This window comes from Streptomyces milbemycinicus, assembly GCF_002154605.1.
In the GTDB taxonomy this organism is placed as follows: domain Bacteria; phylum Actinomycetota; class Actinomycetes; order Streptomycetales; family Streptomycetaceae; genus Streptomyces; species Streptomyces milbemycinicus.
Genome location: NZ_MUNE01000137.1, coordinates 23,714 through 37,715, shown reverse-complemented (window position 1 = coordinate 37,715; position 14,002 = coordinate 23,714). Strand labels below are relative to the sequence as shown.

The following is a 14,002-nucleotide window of genomic DNA, read 5'->3' as shown; positions in this document are numbered from 1 at the left end:
CCGTGGGGGGACCTGGGGATCCTGGCGGTGTGGGCGGTGCTGGGGCTGGGGGCGGCGGCGCGCTGGTTCCGCTGGGAGTAGCGGCACCCCTCGTGAAAAGCTGCACAAGCGCCCGCCTACGATGGGCGACGTGCCCTCTTCGCTGAACCCCCTTGAGCAGATCGCCCGCCGCTGGCAGCCGTCCGCGCGGTTCGTGGAGCGCGCGGCGCTCGCCGCCGTGGTGATGGCTGTGGTCATCGTCGTGACGGGCGGAGCGGTCCGGCTCACCCAGTCCGGGCTCGGCTGCCCGACCTGGCCGACCTGCACGGAGGACAGCCTGACGCCCACCCACGCGATGGGCATCAACGGCGTCATCGAGTTCGGCAACCGCATGCTGACGTATGTGCTGTGCGCGGTCGTCGGCCTGTTGATCATCGCGGCCCGGGCCCGTACGCCGATGCGCCGCTCCCTCACCAAGCTCGGCTGGGCCCAGTTCTGGATCGTCATGGGCAACGCCGTCGTCGGCGGCATCACGGTGCTCACCGGGCTCAACCCGTACATCGTCAGCTCGCACTTCCTGCTGTCCACGGCGCTGCTCACGGTCGCCGTGCTGACCTGGTGGCGGGCGCGCGAGGGCGACGCCGGGCCCCGCGACCTCGTCGCCCGGCCGGTGCGCCAGCTGTCCTGGCTGCTGGTCGGCGCGACCGGCGCGCTGATCGTGATCGGCACCGTGGTCACCGGGGCCGGGCCGCACGCGGGAGACGCCCAGAAGGTGCACCGCATCCCCCTGGACTGGCAGGAGATCACCCAGTTGCACGTGGACTTCGTCTACATCGTGCTAGGCCTCACCGCCGCCCTGTGGTTCACCCTGCGCGCCGTGAAGGCCCCGGCAGCGCCGCGCCGGGGTGTCCTCGAACTCCTCGCCGTGCTGCTCCTCCAAGGCGTGATCGGGTACATCCAGTACTTCACGCACCTGCCGGAGATCGTCGTCGGCATCCACATGTTCGGCTCGTGCCTCGTGTGGATCGCGGTGCTGCGGGTCCTGCTCTCCCAGCGCGAACGGGCCGAACTCCCCGCGCCGGTCGGCGCCCCCGCGCCCGCCGCTCAGCCCGTGCCCGAGGCCGCCGCGTCCAGCCGGTAGACCCGGCGCGCGGTTCCGGCCGCGACGAGTGCGGCGATGCGCCGCGCCTCGGGCCGGGTGCAGAAGCCGTCGGCGACCCACTCGGACGCCAGCCGCGCCATGGACCGTACGAACAGCCGGGCGCCGGTCACATACAGCTCGGGCAGCGCCCGCGCCCCGGTCGAGAACAGCAGCTTGCCGAACGGCGCCTCGCCAAGGGTCTCCCCCGGCCGGGGCCCCGCGTCCGCGTATACGTGCGCGAAGGCGGCGGCCAGCTGGGCGGCGCGGCGGTGGTGCGGCCGGCTAGGCAGCAGCACCAGGTCGGTCCCGGCGCCCGCGGTGGCGCGCAGAAAGCCCGCGAGCGGCTGTGGGTCGGCGCAGTGCAGCTGTACGGGCAGTCCGGACGCGACGGCGCTCCACAGCAGATGCTGGAGCAGCGCCGGATCGGTGGGGCGGGCGCGCGGGGTGCGCCCGCCGAGCCAGCGGTCCGCCGCCCGCCGCACCTCCCGGGGGTCCGGCGGGGTCTCGTCGCAGAAGGTGATGCCCACGGCGAAGGCGGTGGCGTGCTGGGCCGCGGCGTACAGGGCCTCCGCGGTGTTGCCGATGAACGAGTCGACCGAGCCCGAGGTGTCCGCGACCTCTTGGGCCAGCGGCTCCAGGCGGATCACCTCGTGGACCGGTCCGTCCGCGGCCGCGGCCAGCTCGTCGGCCGAGGTGAACTCGCCCGGCGACCCCGACTCGAGCAGGAAGGCACCGATGCCCGCGCCGCGCAACAGCAGCCGCCCGGCGCGGTAGGCGCCCAGCTCGCGCCGGCGGGCGAGATAGCGGACGGGGGCGCAGTGGGCCTCCAGGCCGAGCAGCGGTGGGCACCAGCGGCGTACGGCCAGGCCGGTCCAGCTGTCGAAGAAGGTGGTACCCGCCGGGGCGGCGGTGCCGGAGCCCACGGCGGCGGCGAGATGGGCTTCGAACGAGCCGAGGCCGAGTTCGCCGTGGAGGGCGCCGTGGCTGTGCTGGTCGATCAGCGGCGGCAGCGCTCTCGCCCAGGCGGAGGGTCTGTCCGCCGCGTCCAGGACGGTGTCAAGGGCTGCCTTCGAGGTGCCCTCGGCGGCGTCCGAGGAGGCCGGGTCGGCCGACGTGCCCGTCGCCTCGTCCATCGCCGCCGCCTCCTCGCCGTGGGGCATCGAAGGGCTTAACGGGCGAAACGGTTATGAGGTGTCGCCGGGCCCACCCCGAGCCTGACCCGCCCCGGCTTCGCTCGGCAAGGGCGCCCCTGGTGCGGGGTGCGGGGCCAACTGGGACGGGGCGGAGGGAAACCGCCGTGGTCGGGCTAGGGTCTGTCGTCAAAGGGGGCGTCCGGCCGCGAGCGGCGTCTGGTGCGGTACATCGCAAGGCGGAGCGTCGCCCTCGTACTGGACGTACTTGGGCGATGCGACAACGCAGCGAGGTGCCGTGCCAGGCGTCGGGAGCAGGGCGCCCCCTTTGACGGCAGGCCCTAGGTGTTGCTCGGGCCGCCGAGTTGGATGCCGGCCATGCGGGTCCACTCGTACGGGCCGGTGCGGACCTTCGCGGCGAGCTCGCCGTCGAAGTTGTCGTGCAGGGTGATCCCCGCGGTCTCCGCGGCGCGGCGGGCGGTCTCGTAGGAAGGGGCGACCAGGTTGCCCCAGTCACCGTTGGCGCCGACGAGGGCGACGCGGACGGTGCCGCGGCCGATGTGGGCGAGCTGGCCCTCGGCGCTGCCGCCGTGGGACTGCGCGAAGGCCGTCATCTGGTGGGCGAGCCGCTTGGCCCGCTTCTCGGCCTTGGCGGACGCGGACTTGCCCGACGCGGGCTCGTCCGACGGGCCTTCCGGGGCCGTCTGCGTGGTGTCTCCCATAAGGCCGATGCTACCGGCTGGTAATCAGCGCAGGAAGGGGTCCACGGCGATGGCGATGAACAGCAGCGACACATAGGTGATGGACCAGTGGAACAGCCGCATCTCCTTGAGCCCCGACCCCGTGATCCCGGCCTTGGCGCGCGCCTGCAGCCCGTGCGCCTCCTTGAGCCAGAACGCGCCCAGCGCCGCCGCCACGACCGGGTAGAACCAGCTGGTGTAGCCGAGCGGCCACAGCAGCAGCGAGACGATGACCATGACCCAGCTGTAGAGGACGATCTGCCGGGCGACCGCCTTGTTGCCCGCGACCACGGGCAACATGGGCACGCCCACACGCTCGTAGTCGTCCTTCACCTTCATCGACAGCGGCCAGTAGTGCGGCGGCGTCCAGAAGAAGATGACGAGGAAGAGAATCGCCGCGGCCCAGGAGACCGAATTCGTAACGGCCGACCATCCGATGAACACCGGCATACAGCCGGCGATGCCGCCCCACACGATGTTCTGCGCGGTACGCCGTTTGAGCCACATCGTGTAGACGACGACGTAGAAAACCAGCGCGCCGAGCGACAAAACCGCGGACAGCGGATTGACCAGGAACCAGAACCAGGCGGTGGACCCGATGGTGAGCGCGAAGGCGAAGACCAGGCATTCGCGCGGCGAGACCATGCCGGTGACCAGCGGGCGCTGCGAGGTGCGGGCCATGAGCGCGTCGATGTCGCGGTCGTAATACATATTGAACGCGGCCGCGCCGCCGGCCGACAGATAGCCGCCGACGCAGGTGGCAAGCACCAGCCACAGATCCGGGACGCCCTTGGCGGCCAGGAACATCACCGGCACCGTCGTCATCAGCAGCAGCTCGATGACACGCGGCTTGGTCAGTGCCACGAAAGCCTTGACGCGGGCACCGAGCGGCCGGTGGCTCCGGCTCGTATCGAGCACCCCCGCAGGACGGGAATCGACGGCCGTCACGCACACCCCTGGTAGAAGCAAGAACCAGCAAGCACCGGACATGAAGAGCCGGTAAAGACTTGCGCGTACCACGCCACTCTAGACGTTGCGGATACTCCGCCCGCCGCCGGGGTCGGCTCGTGTTCGCCGAGCTCACGGCCCTCGGGGGAATGCCGCATCTCCGGCATTCGTTCCCGGGATGTCGGGTACTCGCTCGAAAAGATGAGCGTTCTTCCAGGGGTAGGCTCGACAACGCCGGTGTGCGCATCGTCGCCGGGATATAGACATTGTGGAGAGGAGCCCTGACTCAGGGTGAGCACGAAGCCGACTACCACAGACCTCGAGTGGACCGATGTGGACCAGCGCGCCGTGGACACGGCGCGTGTCCTGGCCGCGGATGCCGTGCAGAAGGTCGGCAACGGCCACCCCGGCACCGCGATGAGCCTGGCCCCCGCCGCGTATCTGTTCTTCCAGAAGCTGATGCGGCATGACCCCTCCGACGCCGGATGGGTGGGCCGCGACCGGTTCGTGCTCTCCCCCGGCCACACCTCGCTGACCCTCTACGTCCAGCTGTACCTGGGCGGGTTCGGCCTGGAGCTGGAGGACCTGAAGTCGTTCCGCACCTGGGGCTCGCTGACTCCGGGCCACCCGGAGCACGGTCACACGGTCGGCGTCGAGACCACCACCGGCCCGCTGGGCCAGGGCATCGCCAACGCGGTCGGCATGGCGATGGCCGCCCGCTACGAGCGCGGTCTGTTCGACCCGGAGGCGCCCGAGGGCACCTCCCCCTTCGACCACACCATCTGGGCGATCGTCTCCGACGGCGACCTGGAGGAGGGCATCTCCGCGGAGGCCTCCTCGCTGGCCGGCCACCAGAAGCTCGGCAATCTGATCGCGCTGTACGACGACAACCACATCTCGATCGAGGGCGACACCGCGACCGCCTTCTCCGAGGATGTGCTGAAGCGCTACGAGGCGTACGGCTGGCATGTCCAGCGCATCGAGCAGGCGGAGAACGGCGACTTCGACGTCCACGCGCTGTACGCGGCGCTCAAGGCGGCGCAGGCCGAGACCGAGCGCCCCTCGATCATCGCCGCCCGTACGATCATCGCCTGGCCCGCGCCGAACGCGCAGAACACCGAGGCCGCCCACGGCTCGGCGCTCGGCGCCGACGAGGTCGCGGCGACCAAGCGCGTCATGGGCTTCGACCCCGAGAAGAACTTCGAGGTCGACGAGTCGGTCATCGCCCACACCCGCTCGCTGGCCGACCGCGGCCGCGAAGCCCGCGCCGCCTGGGACAAGAAGCTCCAGGACTGGCGGAACAACAACCCCGAGCGCGCCGCCGAGTTCGACCGGATCACCGCCGGTGAGCTGCCCGCGGGCTGGGACAAGGCGATCCCGGTCTTCGAGCCGGGCAAGGACGTGGCCACCCGCAAGGCCTCCGGCCAGGTCCTCAAGGCGCTCGGCGGGGTGCTCCCCGAGCTGTGGGGCGGCTCCGCCGACCTCGCGGGCTCGAACCTCACCACCATCGACGCGTCCTCGTCCTTCCTCCCCAAGGACAACCCGCTTCCCGAGGCCGACCCGTACGGCCGCACGGTGCACTTCGGCATCCGCGAGCACGCCATGGGCTCGACCATGAACGGTGTGGCGCTGCACGGCAACACCCGTATCTACGGCGGCACCTTCCTGGTCTTCTCCGACTACATGCGCCCCGCCGTCCGGCTCGCCGCGCTGATGAAGCTCCCCGTCACCTATGTGTGGACGCACGACTCCATCGGCCTGGGCGAGGACGGCCCGACCCACCAGCCGGTCGAGCACCTGTCCGTGCTGCGCGCCATCCCGGGCCTGAACATCGTCCGCCCGGCCGACGCCAACGAGACCGCCATCGCCTGGCGTGAGATCACCCGCCGCCACAGCGACCAGCCGGCCCCGCACGGCCTCGCGCTGACCCGGCAGAACGTGCCGACGTACGAGCCCAACGAGGACGCGGCCAAGGGCGGCTATGTGCTCGCCGAGGCCGAGGGCGGCGCTCCGCAGGTGATCCTCATCGGCACCGGGTCCGAGGTGCAGCTCGCCGTCGAGGCGCGCGAGCAGCTGCAGGCCTCCGGGATCCCGACCCGTGTGGTCTCGATGCCCTCGGTCGAGTGGTTCGAGGAGCAGGACCAGGCGTACCGGGACAGCGTGCTGCCGCCGTCGGTGAAGGCCCGGGTGGCGGTCGAGGCGGGCATCGGCCTGACCTGGTACCGCTTTGTGGGCGAGACCGGCCGCGTCGTCTCCCTCGAGCACTTCGGCGCCTCCGCCGACTACAAGGTGCTCTACCGGGAGTTCGGCCTGACCGCGGACGCCGTCGCCACCGCCGCCCGCGAGTCGCTTGAGACCGCCGGGCGCTGACGCCGTATACGACCTTGTAGCGACGAGTAGGAGATGCAATCCCGATGACAGACGCACTCAAGCGGCTGGCCGACGCAGGCGTCGCGGTCTGGCTCGACGACCTTTCGCGCAAGCGCATCACATCCGGCAACCTCGCCGAGCTGATCGACGAGAGCCATGTGGTGGGCGTGACCACCAACCCGTCGATCTTCCAGAAGGCGATCGCAGGCGCCGACGGCTACCAGCAGCAGGTGGCCGACCTCGCCACCCGCAAGGTCACCGTCGACGAGGCCGTTCGCATGATCACCACGGCGGACGTCCGGGACGCCGCCGACATCCTGCGACCGGTCTACGACGCGACCGGCGGCCAGGACGGCCGGGTCTCCATCGAGGTGGACCCGCGCCTGGCGCACAACACGGCGGCCACCATCGCCGAGGCCAAGCAGCTGGCCTGGCTGGTGGACCGGCCCAACACCTTCATCAAGATCCCGGCCACCAAGGCGGGCCTGCCCGCGATCACCGAGGTGATCGGGCTCGGCATCAGCGTCAACGTCACGCTGATCTTCTCGCTGGAGCGCTACCGCGAGGTCATGGGCGCCTTCCTGGCCGGTCTGGAGAAGGCCAAGGCCGCGGGGCTCGACCTGCAGAAGATCCACTCGGTGGCGTCCTTCTTCGTGTCCCGCGTGGACACCGAGATCGACAAGCGCCTCGACAAGCTGGGCACCGACGAGGCCAAGGCGCTGCGCGGCAAGGCCGCCCTGGCCAACGCCCGCCTCGCCTACCAGGCGTACGAGGAGGTGTTCGGCTCGCACGACAAGTCGACGCCGCCGTCGGAGCGCTGGGCCGCCCTGGACCGGGCCAACGCCAACAAGCAGCGTCCGCTGTGGGCCTCCACCGGCGTCAAGGACCCGGCCTACAAGGACACGCTCTACGTGGACGACCTGGTCGCCCCGGGCACGGTCAACACCATGCCGGAGGCCACCCTGGAGGCCGTCGCCGACCACGGCCAGATCACCGGTGACGCGGTGCGCGGTACATACGAGCAGGCCAAGGCCGATCTCGTCGCGCTCGCCGGGGTCGGAATCTCGTACGATGACGTTGTACAGCTCCTCGAGGACGAGGGCGTCGAGAAGTTCGAGACGTCCTGGAACGACCTGCTGAAGTCCACTGAGGCGGAGCTGGGCCGCCTCGCTCCTTCGGAGGCGTGAGAGACCTTGTCACTTTCCACGAGCGGAGCCAATCCGCTGCGTGACCCCCGGGACCGGCGGCTTCCGCGCATCGCGGGGCCGTCCGGCCTGGTCATCTTCGGCGTCACGGGCGACTTGTCCCGCAAGAAACTGATGCCGGCCGTCTACGACCTGGCCAATCGCGGCCTGCTGCCGCCGGGCTTCTCGCTCGTCGGCTTCGCCCGCCGCGACTGGGAGAACGAGGACTTCGCCCAGGTCGTGCACGAGGCGGTCAAGGAACACGCCAGGACCCCCTTCCGTGAGGAGGTCTGGCAGCAGCTCGCCGAGGGGTTCCGCTTCGTGCCCGGCGAGTTCTCCGACGACGAGGCGTTCGAGAAGCTGCGGGAGACGGTCGACGAGCTGGACAAGGCGCGCGGCACGGGCGGCAACTTCGCCTTCTATCTGTCGGTCCCGCCGAAATTCTTCCCCTCCGTCGTCCAGCAGCTCAAGAAGCACGGCCTGTCCTCCGGGCCCGGCGACTCCTGGCGGCGCGCCGTCATCGAGAAGCCCTTCGGTCACGACCTGACCAGCGCCCAGGAGCTCAACCAGGTCGTCCACGAGGTCTTCCGGCCGAGCGACGTCTTCCGGATCGACCACTACCTGGGCAAGGAGACGGTCCAGAACATCCTGGCGCTGCGCTTCGCCAACACCATGTTCGAGCCGCTGTGGAACCGGTCGTACGTCGACCATGTACAGATCACCATGGCCGAGGACATCGGCATCGGCGGCCGGGCCGGCTACTACGACGGTATCGGCGCCGCGCGCGACGTCATCCAGAACCATCTGCTGCAGCTCCTCGCGCTGACCGCCATGGAGGAGCCCTCCTCCTTCGACGCCACCGCGCTGGTCACCGAGAAGCTCAAGGCGCTGAAGGCCGTCAAGCTGCCGAGGGAGCTGGGCAAGCACACCGTGCGCGGCCAGTACGCCCACGGCTGGCAGGGCGGCGAAGAGGTGCTGGGCTATCTGGAGGAGGAGGGCATCGACCCCAACTCCAAGACCGACACCTATGCCGCGATCAAGCTGGAGATCGACAACCGCCGCTGGGCGGGCGTCCCCTTCTACCTGCGTGCGGGCAAGCGGCTCGGGCGGCGGGTCACCGAGATCGCAGTGGTCTTCCAGCGCGCCCCGCACTCCCCCTTCGACACCACCGACACCCAGGAGCTCGGGGAGAACGCCCTGGTCATCCGGGTGCAGCCGGACGAGGGCATCACCATCCGGTTCGGCTCCAAGGTGCCCGGCACCTCCATGGAGATCCGGGACGTGACGATGGACTTCGCCTACGGCGAGTCCTTCACCGAGTCCAGCCCCGAGGCCTACGAGCGGCTGCTGCTCGACGTTCTGCTCGGCGACGCCAACCTCTTCCCCCGTCACCAGGAGGTGGAGGAGTCCTGGCGGATCCTCGACCCCGTCGAGGCCTACTGGGACCAGCACGGCAAGCCCGAGCAGTACACGGCGGGCACCTGGGGGCCGAAGGCGGCGGACGAGATGCTCGCACGAGACGGACGGAGCTGGCGTCGGCCATGAACATCGATCTCACCGACACCACGTCCAGCCAGGTCAACGCTGCTCTGGTGCAGGCGCGGAGGGCGGCGGGGATACCGGCCGTGGGCATGGTGCTCACCCTTGTCATCGTCACCGACGAGGGCAATCACTACGACGCGCTGAAGGCGGCGAGCGAGGCGTCCAAGGAGCACCCGTCGCGCATCCTGGTCGTCATCAAGCGGCCGGGGCGCTCACCGCGCGAGCGCAAGATGGCCCGGCTGGACGCGGAGGTGCGGATCGCCGGCGAGAGCGGCACCGGCGAGACGGTGCTGCTGCGGCTGCACGGCGAGCTCGCGGGCCACGCCCAGTCGGTGGTGCTGCCGCTGCTGCTGCCGGACGCCCCGGTGGTGCTGTGGTGGCCGGACGACGCGCCGGAGCACCCCAGCGAGGACCTGCTGGGCCGGCTGGCCGCCCGCCGGATCACCGACGCCCAGGCCACCGAGGACCCGGTGGCCACGCTCGCGCTGCGGGCCAGGACGTACACCCCGGGCGACACCGACCTGGCCTGGACCCGTATCACGCCGTGGCGCAGTGTGCTGGCCGCGGCGCTGGACCAGAAGCACTCGGCGATCACCTCCGCGGTGGTCGAGGGTGAGGCGTACAACCCCAGCGGCGAACTGCTGGCCCTGTGGCTCGCGGAGCGGCTGCGGGTCCCGGTGCAGCGGCAGGTCTCGGAGGGTCCGGGGCTGACCGCGGTACGGCTGGAGACGGCCGACGGCACGATCTGCCTGGACCGGGCGAACGGATCGCTGGCCGAGCTGGCGATGCCGGGGCAGCCGGACCGGCATGTCGCGCTGCAGCGGCGGGACAAGTCGGAGCTGATCGCGGAGGAGCTGCGCCGTCTCGACCCGGACGAGATGTACGCCTCGGCGGTGAAGTTCGGGGTGAGCCGGCTCGGCAAGGGCATCAGCGGCCCGGCCGAACAGCCCGCGGCGCGGGCCGGTGCCGGTACCGGGGGTGGCTCCGGCGGCGCTGCTGCGAGTGGGAGTAGGGGTAAGCCCGGTGGCGGGGCCCGTCCGGAGCCTGCGCACAAGGCGGCCGGGGCCCCGGCGCGTACGGCCGGCGGCGCCGGTGACGCGGGGACGGGCGGCGCGGTCGGCAAGGCTGCGTCGTGAGTGCTCCGCAGGTCGTGGTCCACCGCGACAAGGAACTGATGGCGCAGGCCGCGGCGGCCCGGCTGATCACCAAGATCGTGGACGCCCAGTCCGCCCGCGGCTCGGCCTCGGTCGTGCTGACCGGCGGGCGCAACGGCAACGGCCTGCTGGCCGCGCTCGCCGAGGCGCCCGCCCGGGACGCCGTGGACTGGTCGCGGCTCGACCTGTGGTGGGGCGACGAGCGGTTCCTGCCGGAAGGCCACCCGGACCGCAATGTCACCCAGGCACGGGAGGCGCTGCTGGACGCGGTGGGTCTGGACCCGGCCCGGGTGCACCCGATGCCGGCCTCCGACGGACCGTGGGGCAGCGAGGTGGAGGCCGCCGCGGAGGCGTACGCGGAGGAGCTGAACCGGGCCGCGCGGCCGGAGAACCACGGCGCGGTGCCGTCCTTCGACGTGCTGCTGCTGGGCGTAGGCCCGGACACCCATGTGGCCTCGCTCTTCCCGGAGCTGCCCGCCGTACGGGAGGCCGAGCGGACGGTGGTGGCGGTGCGCGGTGCGCCCAAGCCCCCGCCCACCCGGGTCTCCCTGACCCTGCCCGCGATCCGCGCGGCGCAGGAGGTCTGGCTGCTGGCGGCGGGCGAGGACAAGGCCAAGGCGGTGACGATCGCGCTGTCGGGGGCCGGGGAGATCCAGGCCCCGGCCGCGGGCGCGTACGGCCGCCGCCGCACGCTGTGGCTGCTGGACCGGGCCGCCGCGGCGGGGCTGCCGCGCGAGCTGTATCCCCCGGCGTCGCCCTGACCGGGCGCGTAGCGAGTCCTGACAATTGAAAAGCGGACGGGCCGACTGGGCAGAAGCCCGGTCGGCCCGTCCGTCGTCAGCGCCCGCGCAGCGAGCGGTACGTGGCGACCAGCCTCGCCGTGGAGGCGTCGAGCCCCGGCACCTCGGCGCCCTCGGTGAGGGCGGGCTCGACGCGCTTGGCGAGGACCTTGCCGAGCTCGACCCCCCACTGGTCGAACGAGTCGATGTTCCAGACGGCGCCCTGGACGAACACCTTGTGCTCGTAGAGCGCGATCAGCTGGCCCAGCACCGACGGGCTCAGCTCGGCGGCCAGGATCGTGGTCGTGGGGCGGTTGCCGGGGAAGGTCTTGTGCGGCACCAGCTCCGGCGCCACCCCCTCGGCGGCCACCTCCTCCGCCGTCTTGCCGAACGCCAGCGCCTGGCCCTGGGCGAAGAGGTTGGCCATCAGCAGGTCATGGTGGCCGGCGAGCTTTGGGGACAGGTCCGCCACCGGGTTGGCGAAGCCGATCAGATCGGCCGGGATCATCTTGGTGCCCTGGTGGAGCAGTTGGTAGTAGGCGTGCTGACCGTTGGTGCCGGGGGTGCCCCAGACCACCGGGCCGGTCTGCCAGCCGACCGGATTGCCCTCGCGGTCCACCGACTTGCCGTTGGACTCCATGTCCAACTGCTGGAGATACGCGGTGAACTTCGACAGATAGTGCGAGTACGGCAGCACGGCATGCGCCTGCGCATCGAAGAACTGCCCGTACCAGATGCCCAGCAGCCCGAGCAACATCGGCGCGTTCTCCTCGGGCGGGGCACAGCGGAAGTGCTCGTCGACGAGGTGGAAGCCGGCCAGCATCTCGCGGAAGTGCTCCTGGCCGATGGCGATCATCAGGGACAGGCCGATGGCCGAATCGAAGGAGTAGCGCCCGCCGACCCAGTCCCAGAACTCGAACATGTTGTCGGTGTTGATGCCGAACTCGGCGACCTTCTCCGCGTTGGTCGACAGCGCCACGAAGTGCTTGGCGACCGCCTCCTGGCCTGCCTCCAGACCCCTCAGCAGCCAGCGGCGGGCGGAAGTGGCGTTGGTGATGGTCTCGATGGTGGTGAAGGTCTTGGAGGCGATGACGAACAGCGTCTCGGCCGGGTCGAGCCCGCGCAGCGCCTCATGCAGATCCGCCCCGTCCACATTGGAGACAAAGCGGAACTGCAACTCGCGGTGGGTGTAGGCGCGCAGCGCCTCGAACGCCATCGCCGGGCCCAGGTCGGAGCCGCCGATGCCGATGTTGACAATGTTCTTGATGCGCTCGCCGGTGTGGCCCCTCCACTCCCCCGAGTGGATCCGGTCGACGAAGGGGCCCATCTTGGTGAGCACCGCGTGCACTTCGGGGATGACGTCCTTGCCGTCGGACTCGATGACCGCGGAGTGGGGCGCGCGCAGGGCGACATGGAGGACCGACCGGTCCTCGGTGGTGTTGATCTTCTCGCCCCGGAACATGGCGTCCCGCAGCTGGGTCACCCCGGTCGCCTGGGCCAGCTCCCGCAGCAGGCGCAGGGTCTCGTCGGTCACCAGGTGCTTGGAGTAGTCCAGGTGGAGGTCGCCGACCTGAACGGTGAACCGCTCCGCGCGCTCGGGGTCCTGGGCGAACAGCTCGCGCAGCTGCGCGTCACCCAGCTCCTGGCGGTGTGCGGCCAGTGCGTTCCACTCCGGCAGCTGGTCGAGCCTGCTGCGGCCATCTGCGTTCATCTCGGAATCAGCCCACTTCTCGTCGGTGCCTGGCCCCCATGGCCCCCAACCTAGTTGATCGGGGAGCGCATACCGGGGACGAGGGCCACCAGTCCGCAGGCGAAGAGCGCGGCGGCCGCCAGCGCCGGTGTGTTCAGCCCCCATGCCCCGGCTATGACCCCGCCGAGCAGGGCGCCGAGCGGGGCGCCGGCGGTCGACAGCGTACGGAAGGCGGCGCTGACCCGGCCCAGCATCTCGGCCGGGCTGCGCTGCTGCATCATCGTCACCTCCGTGACGTTCCAGACCATCCCGGCCAGGCCGAAGACGCCGAAGGCGGCGACGGCGGCCGGCAGCTCGCGGATGGTGCCCAGGGCGAGGAGGGCGGCTATCTGCGCGATACCGCACACCATGATCGTGGGGCCGCGGCCCAGCCGCTCCGCCACCCGCGCGGCCATCAGCCCGCCGGCCACGCTGCCGATCCCATAGACCGTGATGACGGCCGCGTAACCCGCGTCCCCGGCGCCCAGCCATCCGGTGACATGCAGCACCAGCGTGGCGATGAGGGCGCCGATGCCGACATTGCACAGCGTGGTGGACACACACAGCGCCCGCAGCAGCCGGTCCCGCCACAGCACCCCGATGCCCTCGGCCATATCCCTCCGGATTGTGCTCCCCGGCGCCCGGGGCTCCCGCTGCGGCGCCTGCGCCCGCCCGCCCAGCGAGGCGACCAGCGCGGCGGCGGCGAGATAGGTGACCGCGTCGGCCGCGTACGGCACGGCGACGCCAAGGCCCAGGGCCACCGGCACCAGCGGCGCGCCCACGAACCGGCCCATGACCTCCTGCCCGGTCATCAGGCGTGCGTTGGCCCGGCTCAGGGCCTCCGGCGCCACCACGGACGGCAGCAGGGCCGTGGCCGCGTTGTCGAAGAGGGTCTGCAGGGTGGTCAGCGCGAAGGCGAGGGCGAGCAGCAAGCCGATCGTGGCATGTCCCAGCCATACGGCGACGGCGAAAGCGGCCATCAGCACACCGCGCGCCACATCCACCGCCCACATCGCCCGCCGCTGGTCCACCCGGTCGGCGATGGCCCCGCCGAGCAGCCCGAACAGCAGCCACGGCAGAAAGCCGCACGCGGTCACCAGCGAGACCAGCACCGGGGAGTCGGTCAGCGAGACGGCCAGCAGCGGAAGCGCCGCCCCGCGCAGCGCGTCCCCGAACCGCGACACCACCGCCGCCCCCCACAGCCGCCCGAAACCACCCCGCCACGCAAGCGACACAGCCCGCTCAGCACCCTGCTCACCGGCCTCCACCGTGGCCATGGCGCCCCTCCCGAACCACGGCACCGCCC

The 14,002-nt window shown here is 71.2% G+C and carries 11 protein-coding genes; 6 read left to right on the top strand and 5 right to left on the bottom strand.

The genetic code is table 11. The annotated features are described in order from the left end of the window. Positions 1 to 130: 130 nt before the first annotated feature. Positions 131 to 1,120 (top strand): COX15/CtaA family protein, encoded by a 990-nt coding sequence (locus CCN51_RS12950; protein WP_043492021.1) that lies wholly within the window; start codon positions 131 to 133, stop codon positions 1,118 to 1,120. On the opposite strand, the gene CCN51_RS12945 is transcribed toward CCN51_RS12950, so the two are convergent. From CCN51_RS12945 to CCN51_RS12935, 3 genes are all read right to left on the bottom strand, one after another. Further along, entirely contained in the window at positions 1,084 to 2,253 is a 1,170-nt protein-coding gene (locus tag CCN51_RS12945) for a hypothetical protein (protein WP_014180613.1), read from the bottom strand. The genes CCN51_RS12950 and CCN51_RS12945 overlap by 37 nt on opposite strands. Positions 2,254 to 2,591: 338 nt before the next feature. Then, positions 2,592 to 2,972, bottom strand: a complete 381-nt coding sequence (locus CCN51_RS12940; protein WP_014180612.1) for a hypothetical protein — start codon at positions 2,970 to 2,972, stop codon at positions 2,592 to 2,594. A gap of 24 nt (positions 2,973 to 2,996) precedes the next feature. Then, positions 2,997 to 3,854 carry a heme o synthase gene (locus CCN51_RS12935; protein ID WP_043492017.1) on the bottom strand — a complete coding sequence of 286 codons (858 nt, stop codon included), beginning with the start codon at positions 3,852 to 3,854 and terminating at the stop codon, positions 2,997 to 2,999. A 375-nt stretch (positions 3,855 to 4,229) separates the two neighbouring features. On the opposite strand from CCN51_RS12935, the gene tkt reads away from it, so the two are divergent. From tkt to pgl, 5 genes are read left to right on the top strand one after another with little or no spacing between them, the layout of a single operon-like run. Further along, on the top strand, positions 4,230 to 6,308 hold the full coding sequence (gene tkt, locus CCN51_RS12930) for a transketolase (RefSeq protein ID WP_014180610.1): 2,079 nt from the start codon (positions 4,230 to 4,232) through the stop codon (positions 6,306 to 6,308). A gap of 44 nt (positions 6,309 to 6,352) precedes the next feature. Beyond that, positions 6,353 to 7,495, top strand: a complete 1,143-nt coding sequence (gene tal, locus CCN51_RS12925) for a transaldolase (protein ID WP_014180609.1) — start codon at positions 6,353 to 6,355, stop codon at positions 7,493 to 7,495. Positions 7,496 to 7,501: 6 nt separating this feature from the next. After that, positions 7,502 to 9,037: a glucose-6-phosphate dehydrogenase gene (gene zwf / locus CCN51_RS12920; RefSeq protein ID WP_086859552.1), complete on the top strand. Its 1,536-nt coding sequence runs from the start codon at positions 7,502 to 7,504 to the stop codon at positions 9,035 to 9,037. Continuing rightward, positions 9,034 to 10,170: a glucose-6-phosphate dehydrogenase assembly protein OpcA gene (opcA, locus tag CCN51_RS12915; protein WP_014180607.1), complete on the top strand. Its 1,137-nt coding sequence runs from the start codon at positions 9,034 to 9,036 to the stop codon at positions 10,168 to 10,170. The genes zwf and opcA overlap by 4 nt, the downstream gene beginning before the upstream one ends. Beyond that, positions 10,167 to 10,949 carry a 6-phosphogluconolactonase gene (gene pgl, locus CCN51_RS12910; protein WP_043487836.1) on the top strand — a complete coding sequence of 261 codons (783 nt, stop codon included), beginning with the start codon at positions 10,167 to 10,169 and terminating at the stop codon, positions 10,947 to 10,949. Before opcA ends, pgl begins: the two co-directional genes overlap by 4 nt. A 76-nt stretch (positions 10,950 to 11,025) precedes the next feature. On the opposite strand, the gene pgi is transcribed toward pgl, so the two are convergent. Together pgi and CCN51_RS12900 are read right to left on the bottom strand one after the other, a co-directional pair. Further along, positions 11,026 to 12,678 (bottom strand): glucose-6-phosphate isomerase, encoded by a 1,653-nt coding sequence (pgi, locus tag CCN51_RS12905; protein WP_014180605.1) that lies wholly within the window; start codon positions 12,676 to 12,678, stop codon positions 11,026 to 11,028. Positions 12,679 to 12,728: 50 nt separating this feature from the next. Further along, the gene (locus CCN51_RS12900; protein ID WP_014180604.1) at positions 12,729 to 13,973 is read right to left on the bottom strand and encodes an MFS transporter; all 1,245 of its coding nucleotides are present in this window, start codon (positions 13,971 to 13,973) and stop codon (positions 12,729 to 12,731) included. Positions 13,974 to 14,002: the final 29 nt, after the last annotated feature.

What these genes read in the sequence shown, in the direction of transcription:
- CCN51_RS12945 (WP_014180613.1), bottom strand. Translation starts at nt 2,253, where the DNA reads ATGGACGAGGCGACGGGCACGTCGGCCGACCCGGCCTCCTCGGACGCC.
- CCN51_RS12940 (WP_014180612.1), bottom strand. Translation starts at nt 2,972, where the DNA reads ATGGGAGACACCACGCAGACGGCCCCGGAAGGCCCGTCGGACGAGCCC.
- tal (WP_014180609.1), top strand. Translation starts at nt 6,353, where the DNA reads ATGACAGACGCACTCAAGCGGCTGGCCGACGCAGGCGTCGCGGTCTGG.
- opcA (WP_014180607.1), top strand. Translation starts at nt 9,034, where the DNA reads ATGAACATCGATCTCACCGACACCACGTCCAGCCAGGTCAACGCTGCT.
- pgi (WP_014180605.1), bottom strand. Translation starts at nt 12,678, where the DNA reads ATGAACGCAGATGGCCGCAGCAGGCTCGACCAGCTGCCGGAGTGGAAC.
- CCN51_RS12900 (WP_014180604.1), bottom strand. Translation starts at nt 13,973, where the DNA reads ATGGCCACGGTGGAGGCCGGTGAGCAGGGTGCTGAGCGGGCTGTGTCG.